Source organism: Paenibacillus piri, from assembly GCF_004354045.1.
GTDB classification, from domain to species: Bacteria; Bacillota; Bacilli; order Paenibacillales; family NBRC-103111; genus Paenibacillus_S; species Paenibacillus_S piri.
Window position 1 is genome coordinate 24811 of record NZ_SMRT01000035.1, and the last position, 16794, is coordinate 41604.

At 43.5% G+C, this 16794-nt stretch carries 13 protein-coding genes and 1 pseudogene; 4 read left to right on the top strand and 10 right to left on the bottom strand.

All coding sequences use genetic code 11. From position 1 onward, the window contains the following. Positions 1-115: 115 nt before the first annotated feature. The 5 genes from melA to E1757_RS34420 form a co-directional block, all read right to left on the bottom strand. A complete protein-coding gene (gene melA / locus E1757_RS34400) occupies positions 116-1414 on the bottom strand; it encodes an alpha-glucosidase/alpha-galactosidase (protein ID WP_133236814.1) in 1299 nt (432 codons plus the stop codon). 45 nt (positions 1415-1459) lie between these two features. Next, positions 1460-2434: a PdxA family dehydrogenase gene (locus E1757_RS34405; protein WP_165972418.1), complete on the bottom strand. Its 975-nt coding sequence runs from the start codon at positions 2432-2434 to the stop codon at positions 1460-1462. A 77-nt stretch (positions 2435-2511) separates the two neighbouring features. After that, on the bottom strand, positions 2512-3327 hold the full coding sequence (locus tag E1757_RS34410; RefSeq protein WP_133236818.1) for a carbohydrate ABC transporter permease: 816 nt from the start codon (positions 3325-3327) through the stop codon (positions 2512-2514). After that, positions 3324-4163, bottom strand: coding sequence for a carbohydrate ABC transporter permease (locus E1757_RS34415; RefSeq protein ID WP_133236838.1), 840 nt, complete (start codon positions 4161-4163; stop codon positions 3324-3326). The genes E1757_RS34410 and E1757_RS34415 overlap by 4 nt, the downstream gene beginning before the upstream one ends. A 133-nt stretch (positions 4164-4296) precedes the next feature. Further along, positions 4297-5601 (bottom strand): ABC transporter substrate-binding protein, encoded by a 1305-nt coding sequence (locus E1757_RS34420; RefSeq protein WP_133236820.1) that lies wholly within the window; start codon positions 5599-5601, stop codon positions 4297-4299. A 210-nt stretch (positions 5602-5811) separates the two neighbouring features. On the opposite strand from E1757_RS34420, the gene E1757_RS34425 reads away from it, so the two are divergent. From E1757_RS34425 to E1757_RS37405, 3 genes and pseudogenes are all read left to right on the top strand, one after another. After that, entirely contained in the window at positions 5812-7530 is a 1719-nt protein-coding gene (locus E1757_RS34425; RefSeq protein WP_133236822.1) for a cache domain-containing sensor histidine kinase, read from the top strand. Beyond that, complete coding sequence (locus E1757_RS34430) at positions 7527-9017, top strand: response regulator transcription factor (RefSeq protein ID WP_133236824.1); 1491 nt, start codon at positions 7527-7529, stop codon at positions 9015-9017. Before E1757_RS34425 ends, E1757_RS34430 begins: the two co-directional genes overlap by 4 nt. Positions 9018-9211: 194 nt before the next feature. Beyond that, positions 9212-9346: pseudogene (locus tag E1757_RS37405) on the top strand (transposase); the annotation flags it as partial. Between the two features lie 80 nt (positions 9347-9426). Here E1757_RS37405 and E1757_RS34440 read toward each other — a convergent pair. From E1757_RS34440 to E1757_RS34460, 5 genes are all read right to left on the bottom strand, one after another. After that, complete coding sequence (locus tag E1757_RS34440) at positions 9427-10254, bottom strand: carbohydrate ABC transporter permease (protein WP_133236826.1); 828 nt, start codon at positions 10252-10254, stop codon at positions 9427-9429. Beyond that, complete coding sequence (locus E1757_RS34445; RefSeq protein WP_133236828.1) at positions 10251-11129, bottom strand: carbohydrate ABC transporter permease; 879 nt, start codon at positions 11127-11129, stop codon at positions 10251-10253. Before E1757_RS34445 ends, E1757_RS34440 begins: the two co-directional genes overlap by 4 nt. A 126-nt stretch (positions 11130-11255) precedes the next feature. Beyond that, complete coding sequence (locus E1757_RS34450; protein ID WP_246079716.1) at positions 11256-12587, bottom strand: ABC transporter substrate-binding protein; 1332 nt, start codon at positions 12585-12587, stop codon at positions 11256-11258. A gap of 255 nt (positions 12588-12842) precedes the next feature. Then, positions 12843-14429, bottom strand: a complete 1587-nt coding sequence (locus E1757_RS34455) for a response regulator (RefSeq protein ID WP_133236832.1) — start codon at positions 14427-14429, stop codon at positions 12843-12845. 14 nt (positions 14430-14443) lie between these two features. Further along, positions 14444-16279: a cache domain-containing sensor histidine kinase gene (locus E1757_RS34460; RefSeq protein ID WP_133236834.1), complete on the bottom strand. Its 1836-nt coding sequence runs from the start codon at positions 16277-16279 to the stop codon at positions 14444-14446. Positions 16280-16573: 294 nt separating this feature from the next. Here E1757_RS34460 and E1757_RS34465 point away from each other — a divergent pair. Then, on the top strand, positions 16574-16794 hold a 221-nt coding region (locus E1757_RS34465), incomplete at its 3' end, for a transposase (RefSeq protein ID WP_484217470.1).

Sequence of the window (16794 nt, forward strand, 5' to 3'; positions counted from 1 at the left end):
CCCTTCAACAAATAAAGATCAATGCCCCTGAAACAAACGGGCTGCATTGATCTCTGCATTACAGCTTCATCCCGTTCCAATTACTGGATTCGGGATGAAGGTCTGGCAATATTACTTATACAAATTTAGGCAGCCAATCGCCATGAGCCTCAATCAGATCATCACACATAGCCACAATATCATCGATGGAAAGCTCCGCTGCCGTATGAGGGTCAAGCATCGCCGCATGATAAATATGCTCTTTTTTTCCTGTAGCTGCAGCTTCCAAGGTTAACAGCTGAGGATTGATATTCGTGCGGTTCAATGCGGCCAGCTGAGGAGGCAGATCTCCTACATACGTTGGTGTTATGCCGCTTGAATCTACCAAACAAGGAACTTCAACTACGGCTACCTTGGGAAGATTCGTAATTAAACCGGTATTCATTACATTACCGCCGATTTTGAACGGATTATTCGTCTCCATGGCTTCAAAGATAAAAGATGCATATTCATGGGACCGGGTATGTCCAAGACTTTTGTTATTGACCAATTCGTCGCGCATGGTTGCCCATCTTTGAATTTGGCGTTCACAACGACGCGGGTACTCATCCAATGGAATATTGAAGCGTTCAATCAATTCCGGATAATTCTTTTTGATAAAGTAAGGATGATATTCGGCATTATGCTCGGAAGATTCCGTCACATAATAACCAAAGCGGAACATGAGCTCATAACGGACCATGTCATCGTGCTGTTCCAATTGTTTCTCACGGGCACGACGCTTGATTTCCGGATACAAATCCACTCCGTCTTTTGTTACTTCAAGCAGCCATGCCATATGGTTGATACCTGCAATTTTAGTTTGAACACCTTCGCTATCGATATCTAAATCCTTAAATAAGTACGGAATGCAGCGTTGAACACTGTGGCACAAACCGATTGTTTTAACACCGCCAAACGTCGTCATTGCATGGGTAAGTACAGCCATAGGATTCGTATAGTTCAAGAACCATGCATCCGGGCATACTTCATTCATATCTTTGGCAAAATCAAGCAATACGGGAATTGTACGAAGATTACGGAAAATACCGCCAATTCCTAAGGTGTCACCTATCGTCTGGCGCAAACCATATTTCTTGGGAATCTCAAAATCAGTAATGGTACAAGGATCATAGCCGCCAACTTGTATGGCATTAACTACATACTTCGCCCCGCGGAGCGCTTCCTTCCGGTTTGTATAGGATTTAACAACACAAGTGCTGCCAAGTGTAATTTTTAAATTGTTCAGCATAGCTTCAGAATCTTTAAGGCGTTCTTCATTGATATCGAATAATGCCAGCTCAAAGCCTTGCAGCGCTGGAGTCATCATGCAGTCACCCAGCACGTTTTTAGCAAATACAGAGCTGCCCGCACCCAGAAAAGTAATTTTTGACATTGAAACTTGCCTCCTGATGTAGTTGTTTTGCAAACTTATATCCAATTAGAATCCTGCTAATTTGATGGCCAGCTTCATGGCTTGTTCAGTCGCACCCGGATCAGCGATACCTTGACCTGCAATATCAAAAGCCGTACCGTGAGCCGGCGTTGCGAGGACAACCGGAAGACCTCCGCTTACCGTAACTCCTCTATTAAAGCCCAGCAATTTCATGCCGGTCTGAGCCTGATCATGATACATACTAACTAAACAATCGAAAGGCTTCGTTTTTAATCGCAAAAAGATCGTGTCAGCCGGATAAGGTCCTTCAACTTGAATCCCTTGCTCCTTCGCTTCATTTATCGCCGGTCTGATTTCTGTAATTTCCTCGGTGCCCAGCAGTCCTCCGTCTCCGGCATGCGGATTAAGGGCTGCTACTGCAATTTTCGGATTTTCATAGCCTACATTGATTAGCGTATCGTGAGCAAAACGAATAATGCGAGCTACTCGCTCTTTTGTAACCAGGCTGCTTACCTGCTGTATTGGCACATGGGAGGTTACCCTTGTTACCCAAAGGTCATCCATAACGTTGATTTCACTAAATCCTTCTTTGCAATCAAGCAGCGACGCGAAAAAATGAAGTTCATCTTGAAAATGAAAGCCCCCGCTATGCAAAGCTTCCTTATTGATAGGAGCATACACAACGCCATCCAGCTTTTTTTGCTGCGCCAGCTTGAGCGCATACGTCAAGGTCTCGCCGGTCACCCGGCCGGATTCTGCCGATAATTGGCCAAGCGTGTAAGCATCCGGTTGCAAGTTTTGCAAATGAATAAAATAAATCCGGTCTTCACGCTCAATTTCTTCTATGTTAGTTATTTTTTGATAGGAAAGAGTTACTCCCGCTACAGACAAGCCTTGCTGAAAAACACGTTCATCACCAACCAAAACCCATGTTGCCAATTGACGGATTTCCTCGGATTGGAGAGCCTTGGCAACCAACTCCGAACCAATGCCCGTTGCATCTCCCAATGTCAAACCCATTACCGGTTTCCTCTTCATGATTTAAATTCCTTTCTTTAAATGAACTTTTGCACGATCCTGCGAGTTAGATTACAGCATTAGCCTTTTACCGCTCCGGAAGTCATACCTTCAACAAAATATTTTTGCAAAAACAAATATAAGGTAATTGTAGGAAGAGCGGCCAGTAAGGAACCGGCAGCTACCCACCCGATATTGGCATTGTTCTCGCCGAAAAATGCGGATAAGGCAACCGTAATCGTTCTATACTCCAGTTTCTGGAGAAAAAATACCGAAAACTGATAATCATTCCAGATCGAAACGCCATTTATTATGGTAACTGTCGCTGTAATCGGCATTAAGACAGGCAGTATAATCCGAAAAAACAATCCGATCCTTGAAGCCCCGTCGATCATTGCAGCTTCGTCCAGCTCTCTTGGAATCGTGCTTATAAAACCCGTAAACAAGAAGATGGTCATAGAAAGATGAAAGGTAACATGAAGAATTACGATCCCTATATACGTATTCATGGCCCCAATCTCAACAAACATCTTATACAAAGGAACCAGGATAGTAAGCGGCGGAACAATCAGGGCACTCACAAAAAAACCATACATCCATTTGTTTAGCTTGGTTCGATTACGGGCGAGCGGAAAAGCTGCCGACGAGCCTACAATGAGCATCAAAATAATGGAACATACAGTGACAATGGTGTTATTCAGAAACGCCCGATCCAAACCTGCCAGCTGCCATGCGTTGGTAAAATTATCCAAGGAAAGATAGCCCGGCATCACCCATTTAGAGCTTTGATCCAATTCATCTTTAAACGAAGTCGTGATTAGCACATAAAAAGGAATAATATGCATTAGACCTATTAATGCACCCAATAATGTAGTTATGCCCCCTGCCCGCTTCATAAGGAAATCTCCTTTTTACGTAAAAAATACAAAGAGGTTAAACCGATTATTGAAATCAGCATAAACATAAAATTACCTAATGCGGCAGCGTAGCCGGCATCTTGATGAGCGAAATATAACTGATAAATCATTGTAGATAAAGAAGCGGATGCATAGCCCGGGCCGCCATTGGTTAAAGCTGTTATAACATCAAACAACTTCAATCCGCCTATCAAATTAATAACAATATTAATCGTTATGGCTGGCGCAAGCAGCGGCAGGGTAATATGACGAAATCTGGAGAACCCCGAAGCACCGTCCATCTCAGCCGCCTCGTAATACTCCTTGGAAATGGATTGAAGTCCGGCCAAGAAAATAATCATAGCAGTTCCAAGAAATTGATAGGTGTTTACAAGCGTAATAATCCATACATTAAGCTCGGTGTCAGCAAGCAGATTGATCGGCTTATCACGAAACAATAGAATAATATCGTTCAGAGCTCCTCCATTATACTGAAAGAAAAAATACCAGATATAACCCATAACAAGAGGACTGACGATTACCGGAAGATAAACGATTGTACGAATAATGTTCTTCCCCCGGAGGTAGCTGTTCAGCAAAATAGCATAAGCCAACCCAATGATATTTTGCAGAATCGTGCTGCCAATTCCATAAATCAGCGTATTGATAATAACCGTTCCTACCCGATGATCCGAAATCATCCTTTTATAATTCTCGAACCCAATATAGCCGTACAGCTGTGAGTATCCATCCCAATTAGTAAAAGAAATTAGTATTCCCTTAAAAAATGGATAATAGATAAATAGTACAAACAGCAGGAACGCAGGTAAGTACATCAGATTGGTTGAAGATGGAGAATTTCTCCATCTTCGCAAAGTAATTTTGGCTGGCCTGCTTTCATCTATTTTACGATCTAAGATGTCCAGATTTAATCTCCCCTTAGTTCAAGCAAGAAATGGATGAGTAAACTTAATTTTTACGCAGCCGTTCTACTTCCCGCTTCATGGTTTCAGAATATTCCTTTGCAGTAATACGACCCGCCAGCAGCTCTGTACCGGATTTGGACATCACGCTCCACATTCCGTTTGGCAAATAAACTCTATCGAAATACGGCAACACTTTAACATTGGCATATTTATCATAGTACTCCGTCAAATCATGCTTTGACTCAATACCCTTCAGCCCTGGCTGCAGCTTGGTTACATTAGCAATTTTGGACAAATTATCGGGCTTAGCGAAATATGACATTAGCTTCTTGGCTTCAGGGATATTTTTAGATTCTTTCCATATTCCCATTGTGGACCGTTCTCCACCGGAAAAACTCGGTTTATCATTGGCTGACATCGCGGGAATCGGCATGAGTCCAACCTTCATTTCCGGCTTCAGCTTATGAACCGCATCCACGAAGGATGGAGCCAACAAAGCAAATGCCACTTTCTCGGCAGCAAATACAGTTGGAAGATCGCTCCGTTTCGCTGTCAAGAAATCTTCATTGATCAAGCCGCGATTTTTGATATCCAAAAGTTTGTCAGGAAGGGTAGTCCACTTGTTCCAGTCAAAAGTATTCTTTAATAGCTCTTCCGCAGAATTATTGGCAGGATTGATGAGTAGAGCGTTTGCAAAATAACCAAAGTAGGTGCCGATCGTGCTTTCATCAATTCCCGAGAAAAAGAAAGGTGTTGTTTTTCCGCCACTTTCCTTTTTTATTTTGTCGGCGGCGCCCACTAGCTCATCAAAGGTTTGAGGCGGCTCTATATTGTACTGCTTAAGCATGTCGACATTGTACATGATGCCGTCCTTCGCTTCACTAATGGGTAAAACGTACACTTTGCCGTTTTTGTCTGTTACGACATTTTTGATTGTATCGGTCATTTGATTAACCCATGGTTCGCCTTTAAGATCCGCCAAGTATTCGCCATAACGGACTTGTGCCCAGCCATGTGTATCAAAAATATCGGGAAGATCATTGGCAGCCATCTTAACTTTCATGTTATTTTCATAGGCGGAGCCAGGAAACTGAATATTCACACCAATATCCGGATTCTCTTTTATAAAATCATTAATAATTTGGCGATAAACATCCTGGACGGGTTGATCTGCAATATTAAGCATCACAGATAAAGTTTTTTTAGCATTGCTATTCGTGCTCTTGGTCTCTTTACCACTTGAATTTGAAGGCTGTGCAGCCGGTTTTTCGGGACGCTGGGAACAACCGCTTGCAGCTAAAGCCGATGCCAGAATTAACGCCATTGATACTTTCCATCTTGTTGACATAATTACCCACCTCTTAATCTATTATGTACCTTACACTTAAATCCTATCACGAGTGTAAGTGTTTACATATGTATCAAATCTATGATTTCGGGCGCTCATATTTATGGTTGCAACCCAGTACAAATTACAGTATAATCTACCACAAAATTAAACTGCTGGGGGTAGACTTAACTGAATAAGCCGAACATCTCGATTCGTGTGAAACTCATTTTGCTCTACACGTTAACCATTCTGCTCCCTGTTATCATTATCGCTTTTGTTATGCCTTCCTATTACGTCAAAATAATTACGGCCGAAACCGAAAAGCTCACAGACGCAACCTTGGTAGGCCTGACCGAAAATATCCAAACCTATTTAGATGATTTGGAACGGGTAACTGTCTCTCCTTACACTAATAACGAAGTTATGAACTCTCTCAAGCAAAAAGCGAGAGGCTTCAATAGCCCTCCTGATAATTATTCGAAGTATAAAGCGGACTATACATTGTACCATACTCTGCCAAGCTTGCTTGTCAATTTGCGTAAAGATATATTAGGCACGCTTCTTGTCGCTATTGATGGCTCTGTCTACTATAATGACAGCAGCTCGCAGCTAACGGAAATCCGCAGCGATTATCCCTATAAGGAACAAAGCTGGTATCATCAAGCAATTGCAGCTAACGGAAGAGTTTCCTTTGTTAATGTCCATCCGCAAGATTATTTAAAGCTGACCACTGTTCCAAATGTGTTTTCCGTAGCGCGTTTAATAAAGGATCCTGACTCCAAACAGCCCCTTGCCGTAATTATGGCTGATGCGGACACGATCATTTTGGATAGAATCGTAAGGCAAGTTTCGGTTAATGTAAATTCAATAGTTACAATTACGGACAAGGATCAAAAATTAATTTATTCTAATACACGCCTGTCACAAGAAGTTTTGAATCAATTCCTGAAAAATCCGACCAATATCGATCTTAATCAGCAATCCTATGTGGCTGTTTCGAGGGAAATACCTACCAGCTCCTGGAAAATTACAGTTTGGTTATCTAAGGCTGAGCTTGCCTCCAAGGTCTATTGGATGCACTTAATAGGGGCAATCTTTGCAGCCGGCGGCGTTGTGCTTGCCTTCTTCCTGTTTTTTGCCTATTCCAGGAACCTGCTGAAACCATTTAAAGAAATGATCGGTGTCATGCGCCAAGTTCAGCTTGGAAACATGAACAAAAGGTTTTCCTTTCGAGGTCAAGATGAAATTGCCCAGTTGGGAAATGCTTTAAACCGAATGATCAGTCAATTGGATGAATTAATCACCAATGAATATCTGAACAAGCTGAAACTAAGAAATGCCGAATTTCGCGCACTGCAATCACAAGTGAATCCGCATTTTCTTTATAATACATTAAATGCATTTGTAAGCTTAAATCGCAAGGGTGAGCATGCGCTTCTGGAGCGTGCCATATTATCTTTAAGCGGAATGCTTCGTTTCTTCTTAACGTCCAATGATTCATGCAGTTTAGAAGAGGAATTTTCCAGTATTCAAAAATACGGGGAGCTAATGAGTATGCGTTTTAGTGACCGCCTGGAGATAGCAATTACCATAGATCCCCAATTGGCGCCCTTTCGTATACCAAAGCTACTGCTTCAGCCCTTGGTAGAGAACGCTATCATTCACGGTGTGGAGCCCTGTGAAAATCCTTGCAGGGTTGAGGTAAGCGCAGAATTGCTTCCTGGCATCAATGGCAATGAGAGCTTTGCCATTCGCATTGCGGATAATGGAATTGGTTTTAACACATCTGAGCAAATAGGTGATCAGCATATCGGTTTAAGCAATGTAAAGGAAAGATTGGAGCTGGCTTTTCCGGATAAACACGAATTCAAACTGGAAAGCAGCCTTGGACGCGGCACTACCATAACGATCATCATATCACTTAACAACGAGGAGCCAGCCAAATGAAAATTGTGATTTGTGATGATGAACAATTGGCAAGGGAAGCGCTGTCCATTGTTCTACTGGAATTATACCCGGATTTGCAAATCTATGAAGCACGCAACGGAAGAGAACTTATAGAAGTTACGGAACGAATTCAGCCGGAAGCTGCTTTTGTTGACATTCGAATGCCTGGCAAATCAGGCTTGGAAGCCATCCAGGAAGCAGCTCCGCTATCCCTTCATACCCAATGGATTATAGTGACGGGATTTGCCGACTTTCAATATGCCCAGGAAGCACTTCGACTACAGGCTATCGAGTATTTGCTAAAGCCGGTTGAAATTCATGATCTCCGGAATCTGCTAACAAAAATACGGCAAACTGCACTGCTGCAAATCATTGAAAGGAATAAGCTATTTGAGTCGGACATGCTGTACTTATTTCACGGTCTGATAGACGAACAAAAAGAAGAGGATCCTACAATTAACACATCCGGCCGTCTTCGATGTCAGATTATTTATATGGATAGCTGCTATTCCGAAACGGAGAAATCCGTCGCAGTCAAGCTGTTTTTCAATACGATTCGGACTACGATGTCCCGGCATTATCACAAGGACTTAGAGCTAGCCACGTTAATTCTGCCAAATGGAGATTGGGCTGTTGTGGGGAGATATACCACTTCGCTAGGCGCAGAACAATTGGATAACATATTCTCTTCTCACTCAGAGCTTGTACAAAGGGTTGAAGAGCCGGGCTTAGCATTCACACTGGTAGGTTCTGAACAATGTAATTCATATACAGCCCTTCTTGACGAAGTGACGGAAATTAATAATATTTCCCATTTTCGCTGTTCATTGGGAATTTCCCGAAGTTGGACTAAAGAGGATTTATTGAAGGCTCAATCGCAGCCAATCATTTCCCGGCAATGCCACACTTTAATCAAAGCAGTAGATGAATACCACAAAGGACATTATGTAGGCTATATGGATACGATCGGGCAATTTATTAAAAACTATCATGAACAGCAGGATTCGTTAATAGAAAATACACGGGCCTTTTCGCGGTTTCTCAATTGCTCTATCAATGCGCCTGTACTGGTACCAGCTAAAGAAGAGGAGTGGTTCGAGTCACTTAAGAATGTCGGAGAAAATCTTCTGGACAAAAAAATAAGACAAACAGAACCCAAAACTGATCTGGTAACAAAGACCATTGCTTATATAGAAAATCACTATTCGGGAGATATAACATTAGGACGTGTTGCTGAACAATTTAGTGTGACTCCAAATCATTTAAGCAGTCTATTTCATAAACGAACAGGTACCACCTTTATGCAATATGTAACCAAACTCAGGATGCTGAAAGCGAAGGAGCTGCTGTCTGATCCGTCGATACAGGTACAGCAAGCCGCTGAGCAGGTTGGCTACTTTAGTTCAAGACATTTTACTAAGCTGTTTAAAGAGTTTTTCGAATGTTATCCTTCCGAATTCAAGAAACAAATACAAATGAAAGAGTAACCCGACGGATTGTTGATCCTTTCAACAGCAGGAAGGACACCCACCCGGGACATCCAAGATCATCTGCAAAACTTGGATGCCATTCACTTCAAGGTCAAGCAGGACGGACATATCGTGAACAAGACTGCGTACATGGTCGCACGCTCGCGTACCATTCATGCCCACAGAGGCGCTCCAAGGCAAGCCGCGGCACTGCGTCCGGCACACTGGCAAAGCTCAACCTGGTCCGAAAGTTCCTCGGCGCACGTGTTGGCGTCTACGATGGTGCTCATGCGTGGGGACAAAACTTGTCGTTTCATCCCCATGTTCATTGCATTGTTCCCGGCGGCGAACACAGTCAATATGTGTTCGGCGTTTTATTTATTGTTTGCATTCTTTCTGCGTATTTGCCCATAAGTTCAGGTGCCAGTTATCCTTTTAATGCGCCTGCCGTCATTCCTTCTACAATATATTTTTGCAGAAAAAAGTACAGCAGCAGCACGGGAGAAATAATCATGAGAATATCGGCGAATATCAAATTCCAGTTAGAGTTGTATTGGCCTGCGAACTTATATACGGAAACGGTAACCGTCCACTTCGAGCCGTCGGTGAGCAAGTAGAAAGGACCTGTGAAATCGTTCCATACGTTAATGATCGTAAGCAATGAGCCGGTGATAATGACAGGCTGCATCAATGGGACGATGATCGAGCAAAAAAGCCGGACCGCATCGCATCCCTCAATTATTGCCGATTCGTCCAGTTCCCTTGGAATCGCCCTCATAAATCCGGTCATAAGAAAAACGGTGAACGGCGTCAATACCGCACCGTAAAACATCATCATTCCGTGATACGTATTATGGATGTGCAGTCCCATCATAAGCTTAATGGTTGGGATCAGAGCAACAGGCATCACCAAACCGAGAATAAACAAATAGTAAATCATATTCGTCAAACGAGTATTGTTACGCTGGATGCTGAAAGAGGCCAAGGATGAGAATACATTGATCACGAGCAAGGCTCCGAGTGAAATAATCAGGCTGTTGGCATAGCCCAGGACAATCTTTCCGCTGTTAAAAACGGTAATGTAATTTTCAAATTTCCATTCCGAAGGAAGAGTCAGCTTAAATTGAGCAGCGCCGTTCACATCCTTAAACGAGTTAACCACGATCATATAAAAGGGAATAATTACAACAAGTGTGAGCAATATCAACAAAATTTGAATGATGCCCTTGTTCATTTTCGCTTTGGTGAAAATCACATATCCACCTCCCTTTTTCTAAGGATACGAAGGAAAAAGATAGCGATTACCGAGATCAGAATGGTTAGAATAAATCCGGCGGCCGTGGCGTATCCCCAATTCCCCCTGGAGAAATTCCGGAAAATTAGCGTATTGAACACTTCTGTATCGTACCCGGGTCCTCCATTGGTCAGCACCAATACCGTCTCAAAAACCTTGAGTGAATGAATGACCGTCAGCAGGAAATTTACCGTAAAAGCAGGAGCGAGCAGCGGAAATATGACATTTCTAAATTTTGACCATGCTCCTGCTCCGTCCACACTGGCTTGCTCCAGCATATCTTTAGGAATTCCTTTTAAACCGGCCAAGTAAATCACCATGGCAAAGCCCGAGGATCTCCAGATTTCCGTACAGATAATAGAGAACAGCGCATAGCGTGAATCATTCAACCAATCTACAGCCAAGAAGTTCAAGCCTGACGCTTTCAGAAATTGATTAAGAATCCCATTCTCCGGATGATAGATCGAAGTAAAAATATAGCCGACAATCAGAGGAGCAATAACAACGGGAATATAAAAAGCTGTCCTGTAAAAATGACCCAGCCTCATACGTTCATTCAACATCAGGGCTAGTCCGAGCCCAAAAATATTGACAAATATCGTAACAAACACTGCATACAACAACGTATTTCTTATTGATGTCAACAACACGCTCTCTGTGAAAAGCCGGTAATAATTTTCCAAACCGATGAACCGGACTGATTCGCTGTATGCACTCCAATCCGTAAAGCTGTAATAGAAGCCGGATACCGTTGGAAACATAAACATGAGCACATATAACGCTAGTGACGGAATGATAAACACCAGCGGATATCTGAAAGTTGATTTCGATTTCATATGGGCCTCCCCCTCCTATACTACCGAAAACCAAAAGATTCATTCCCAAGCCCGGCCCGGTCTAACGGGCTTGGGGTGAACGTTTGGGTAAAGGGTGAGTCTAGGGCGACATCAGGATGCTGGCAGTTAAAATCCAGGTATCTTCTTATTTTTTCCGTCTTGACGATAATTTTCATCCATACTTTTCACGGCTTTGTCGGCATCGCCCTTGATAAGAAGCTCCTGGGTGATTTTATCGAAGTCGAATACACCGGCATTGAGTTGAAGCTGAATTTGAATGATACCGTTTCCGTCGTTAATATATTTGTAGATATCCTGCTGGGCAGGAACTAGTGTGGTTTCAATGCCGTTGTAAACCGGAATGCCAGGGTTATGCTTATACCAGATCTTGAATGATTCCGGCTTTGTCAGGAACCGGGTCAAATCCATGGCTGCGTCGGCGTTCTTGGATGTTTTCGTAACTAGGAGCTGTTTGGGAGGATAGAGGGATATGGTGCCTGGGCCTTTATCCGACGGGAGTGGGAAGAAGCCGATGTCCTTCACCTTATCCGGAAATCGCTGTGCGATGATCGGCATCATCCAGTCCGCTTGGAAGACCATTGCCGCTTTTCCAGTAGTGAGCGCCTCCTGCTGATTTTCATAAGTGCCGGATAACAGGTCGGAGTTGAAATAGCCTTTCGTCTTCAATTCGTAATGCCGTTCGAATACCTTCTTCAATTCCGGTATATCCGTGAATCGCATCGTGTTTTCCTTTAGCTTCTTCACTCCTTCCATACCGCCGATCGTCGGTAGGACGAAACTTTGAAAGCTAGCTAGCGGAAACACCTGTGTCGGCCATCCCGTCTTAACCGCTTCATAGAACGGGGTGATGCCGGCACCTTTAATTTTTTCCGCTGCTGCCAACAGCTCCTGGTAATTTTGAGGCACTGATAAACCAAGGTCTGTAAATACTTTCTTGTTATATAGAACGCCCATCGCGTTGTAAATGCCCCATGGGATGCCGTACATTTTACCATTCACTGTGTAGAAGTCTTTTACGGCAGGGGTGAGCCGCTTTACGTAATCCTCGTTCGTCATTTCCATGAGATTTTTCTCGGCTTGGAGTGTGATGTTTACGTTCGGGCCGGCAAAGAAGTAGAACATATCCGGGGCGTCGTTGGTGGCAAAACGGGTTTTGATCATGTTTTCGTAAAGGGAAACATCAGGCAAAATTTGTAAATCAACTTTATTGCCGGATGCCTTCTCGTATTGTTCGAATAGCTCTTTGAACGCTGCCGGTTCTGTTCCCCCGCTGCCAAGTGTTACAAATTTGATAGTGACCGGTTCTTTCGGTTTATTCGCCGCGCTGTTATTCGCGCTTCCAGTGTCTGCCGCTTTTTTCGCCGCCGTGCCGTCAGTTGCCGTAGTTGTTGCAGTTGTCGTTGAGCTGCTCCCCCCGCCGCACCCGGCTAATATCATCAAGGTGGCCATAATCGTTGAAACGATTTTAACCTTGTGACTCATACGTGCTTCCCCCTTATCGACCGCAGTCTACTTAAGCGCTTACATACCGTTATTTAATAACCGGTTCGCTTAACAACAGCATACCTCGACGAAAGCAAAATAAAAATTCCATATTCTCACCTGAGTGTATGTCATATTCTTACTTTAGGAGTCGAGTGTGTTCAAAAAGGCAGGCTCGCTGCGAAGAAGAGGTATGCTTGAGCATACCCTTTAGGTTAATTTTTTAAATTCTCCTGGACTTTTACCCGTGACTTTCTTGAATACTAAGTAGAAATTACGGTAATCCTCGTAACCGATGTACTGCCCTACCTCATGAATTTTCATATCGCTGTCTCGAAGCAGCTCCTTCGCTTTAACAATGCGGATTTCTGTTAGTACATCCAAAAACGTTTTCCCGGTTTCACTTTTAAATACCCTCCTAAGATAGTTGGAATTCAAATTATATTTTCTGGCGTAATCGTCGATGGAGAGCGATTTAAAATAGCCTTCACGTACATGTTGTACTATATCCTCGATAATGTTCTTCATCCCTTTCCGGTTCTTCTTTTGCACAGATTCTATGCTTTGTTCTATAAGACTGTTGAACCATAGCTTCAGCTCTTCCATATTGTAGGAGCATCGTATAGTCTCAACTAGCGAAATATTCCCATGTACCCTTATCTGCTCCAGGTTAACTCCAACCTCTGATAAAATCTTGTCCGTTTCGCCAAGCAAAATGACCAGATTTCTTTGCAAACTATAGATGGTTGGTTCAGCCGCGAGAAGATGATCCAGCAGCTTTCGGAAGGCCTCCAACGCCTGCTCCCGGTTACCCGCTTGGATTGCGCTCAACAGCACATGCTCAAGCTGGGTAGAATAGAGCACGGATTGTTCCTGTGAACCTTCGATATGTACGAGTATGGAATAACGGGAAGCGGCTTTTTTCATCCTGATGGCTTGAACCGCTTGCTTGTACGATTGATGCAGCTCCAGAGGACTTTTCATTTGTTCCCCTACTCCAATACTGACAGAAACGGGAAACTCTTTCTCACACCAATTCAGAGATTGCTTCAAGGCGTTTATTAACAGTTTCGGTTCCAAATCATTCCCGAAGACTACCAGTACGCACTCTGCTTTTTCCGGATCGACCATTCCGATGCAGCCGACTCCCAGCCCTACGAGCTTCCCTGAAACCATGCTGCGGGCTTGCAGTAAAGCATGTTCCTTACCGCCGTACTCTTGAACAGCTGTCGGAGTATCATCGATGATGACCACACACGCAAAATACGATTGATAAGTGCCGAACTCCTGATAAAAATCAGATTCTTTATAACCCGAATAATGGATTTGGGCTGATTTACGAATCAACGGCTCGATGAGCCGTTCATGATTAACTTCGAGCAGCTCATTACGCAAGCCGTCTTCCATCTTCCGGAGGCGCTGCAGCTCTAACTCTTTCGTGCATCGATGAAGGATCGCGTTCAATTCATCCTTGTTCAACGGCTTAAGTACGTAGTCGAATACTCGTGAGAGTATTGCTTCTTTCGTGTACTCAAAGTTGGAATATCCGCTAATAATGATGATAAACGTATCAGGGCTCAGCAGCTTGAGCTTTCGTATCAGCCCTACTCCATCCGTTCCCGGCATATTCATATCGATGAGCGCAATATCGGGAGGATTCTTTTCTACGATATCCAGTGCATCATCCCCATCCTCCGCCTCACCGGCCAGTACGAGTCCGTGCTCCTCCCAACAGATGGCATTAATAATGCCTTGACGGATCCACATCTCATCGTCAACAACTACTACTTTATACATAAGTTTCCTCCTGTTTACGGAGTAGCCGGAATCCGAAAACTTACGGTCGTTCCAAGCCCTGGTTCACTTTGTACCGACATGCTGTAACGATCGCCATATATAATACGCAGGCGGGAATGGACGTTCATGAGCCCGATCCCGAGTTTTTTACCCTTATCATCCATGTCTCCGTCATCGAAGTCCGCACCGTCATGATCGATCCACATTCGAATCCGCTTCAGCTTCGATTCCGCCATACCGGGACCGTTATCCTTGATCGTGAACCAAATCGATTCATCCTCTATCCTTGTTCGGATAAACAGCGTACCCGGCCCCTTTTTTTTCTCAAGACCATGGAGGATTGCATTCTCCACAATAGGCTGAAGTGAGATTTTATAAATCGGCTTGCTTAATGTTTCCGGCTCAATATCCCATTCAACTTGAATCTTGGGTCCAAACCTAATTTTCTGAATAATGACATAGTCCGAGATATGCTTCAATTCCTGCTCTATGGAAACAAATTCCCCTTCGGTCGTGCTGTATCTGAACATATTCCCAAGAGATGTTGTCATTAAGGCGATATTTTCCATATGGTGGTGGTCTGCAATGGCCCTAATGCTGTCCAGCGTGTTGTACAGAAAATGAGGGTTGATCTGGGATTGCAGAAGTGCCAACTCCGATTCTTTCAGCTTAATCTGATTTACATATTTGGTTTGAATCAAGCTTTCGATCTCATCTAACATCTCATTAAAGTTTAATGCTATTTTCCCGATTTCATCATCGCGCCCAATAGCGGTTCTGGTTCGCAAGTTTCCTAGCCTAATGCTGGTAACTGAACGGTATAGCTGCATGATAGGCTTTGTTATGCTCGAAGCAAATAAGAAGGAAACCGCCGCTGTTATCAAAATGGCTATGACCGCGAATCCGAAGGTAAGACGTTTAATTTGATTGGAGGCATCAAAAATATACGTCTCGGGCGTCAGAAAAATAGTTGTCCAGCCCGGCACACCGGATTTGGAGGACATCACCAGAAACTTGCCGTGCTTATCCTTATACCACGCATATCCACCTGCCGATGTCAGGTCAAGAATTGCCGGATCAAACTGCTCCCCGGCTCGTTCCTCGCCGGTGGAATAAATGATACGACCCTGCTTGTCGACGATGACCGATTTGCTTCCTTTCCCTATGGCAGACTCGTTCAATATATGTATAATCGATTCCAGCGAATAATGAGTTCTCGCTACACTATATTGATTCCGTTGATTTGAAATATCTCTAAATATGATCGATGCGGAGAAAATGTTCCGGGCAGGCCGGCTGCTGTAAATATCCGGCTCTGCTCCTCCAAAGTAAACACTGCCGCCGGTATTGACCGTTTTTGACACCCAATTGTCTTGCGTAAACGATTTTTGGATCACCTCGGGATCGATTTCAACCGTATGGAACAACATCTCGCCGTCGCTCATAAAAATAAAGAACCCGGAAAAGTCCCTTTGCGGGGTTACATAATACATCTTAATAAAAAAATCACGCAAATTTTGTTTATATACCAATTGATCCAATGTGCTCATGGAGTCATAGTTATTAATCCCGCTAATGAAGTTGGTTTGGAAATATGGGGCGATCAGCACATTCTTGATCTGCTCAAAATAATAATCAAGATTGAACTGCACTTGAGCGGCCTTTTCTTGGATATTTGAAATCGCCTTGTCTTCCAACGATTTGTAGGATACCCGGTAACTCATCGTACCGATTATACAGATCCCGAGGACGGTGACCACGACATAAGTCAGAAAAAGCCGGGTTCTAATTTTATTCAAACGCATCCGCGCATTATGAACCACTGTTTTCCACCGTGACAGAAGGATCATCCAAAATTCTCCTTTATTCAATGTAAGCACTTACATCTATTATTATATGTAGTACATGCTTACAATTACAACCCGCGCCTTTGACCGGTAGATATGCAGCAGAGAGTTGTGGTGCTGTTGCCGCTCAGTTTCCTGTCGGGAAAACTTATAGTCAAAATTAAAAAACAGCCCGCCGTAAAAGAGGCCACTGAAAAAGTCCGCATCATCTATAAGAGATACAGTCCCTCAAGAAAATTGAGCAGGCTGTGCCTCTTTTCGCTTATAATTAAAGCATCATGAAGAGCGGGTGATCGAATGATTCGGCAACAACAATCAATGGTTTTAAGTCCATATGCAGGGTTATATGACATCGTCGTGCCAAAGGACAATATGTTGCGCCAAATCAACGATCTGGTGGACTTTACTTTCATATACGATGAATTGAAAGATAAATACTGTTTAGACAACGGTCGCAATGCGATCGATCCGATCCGCATGTTCAAGTATCTCCTATTAAAAGCCATATTCGAGTTGTC

What these genes read in the sequence shown, in the direction of transcription:
- melA (WP_133236814.1), bottom strand. Translation starts at nt 1,414, where the DNA reads ATGTCAAAAATTACTTTTCTGGGTGCGGGCAGCTCTGTATTTGCTAAA.
- E1757_RS34405 (WP_165972418.1), bottom strand. Translation starts at nt 2,434, where the DNA reads ATGGGTTTGACATTGGGAGATGCAACGGGCATTGGTTCGGAGTTGGTT.
- E1757_RS34410 (WP_133236818.1), bottom strand. Translation starts at nt 3,327, where the DNA reads ATGAAGCGGGCAGGGGGCATAACTACATTATTGGGTGCATTAATAGGT.
- E1757_RS34415 (WP_133236838.1), bottom strand. Translation starts at nt 4,163, where the DNA reads ATGTACTTACCTGCGTTCCTGCTGTTTGTACTATTTATCTATTATCCA.
- E1757_RS34420 (WP_133236820.1), bottom strand. Translation starts at nt 5,601, where the DNA reads ATGTCAACAAGATGGAAAGTATCAATGGCGTTAATTCTGGCATCGGCT.
- E1757_RS34430 (WP_133236824.1), top strand. Translation starts at nt 7,527, where the DNA reads ATGAAAATTGTGATTTGTGATGATGAACAATTGGCAAGGGAAGCGCTG.
- E1757_RS34445 (WP_133236828.1), bottom strand. Translation starts at nt 11,129, where the DNA reads ATGAAATCGAAATCAACTTTCAGATATCCGCTGGTGTTTATCATTCCG.
- E1757_RS34450 (WP_246079716.1), bottom strand. Translation starts at nt 12,587, where the DNA reads ATGATATTAGCCGGGTGCGGCGGGGGGAGCAGCTCAACGACAACTGCA.
- E1757_RS34455 (WP_133236832.1), bottom strand. Translation starts at nt 14,429, where the DNA reads ATGTATAAAGTAGTAGTTGTTGACGATGAGATGTGGATCCGTCAAGGC.
- E1757_RS34460 (WP_133236834.1), bottom strand. Translation starts at nt 16,279, where the DNA reads ATGATCCTTCTGTCACGGTGGAAAACAGTGGTTCATAATGCGCGGATG.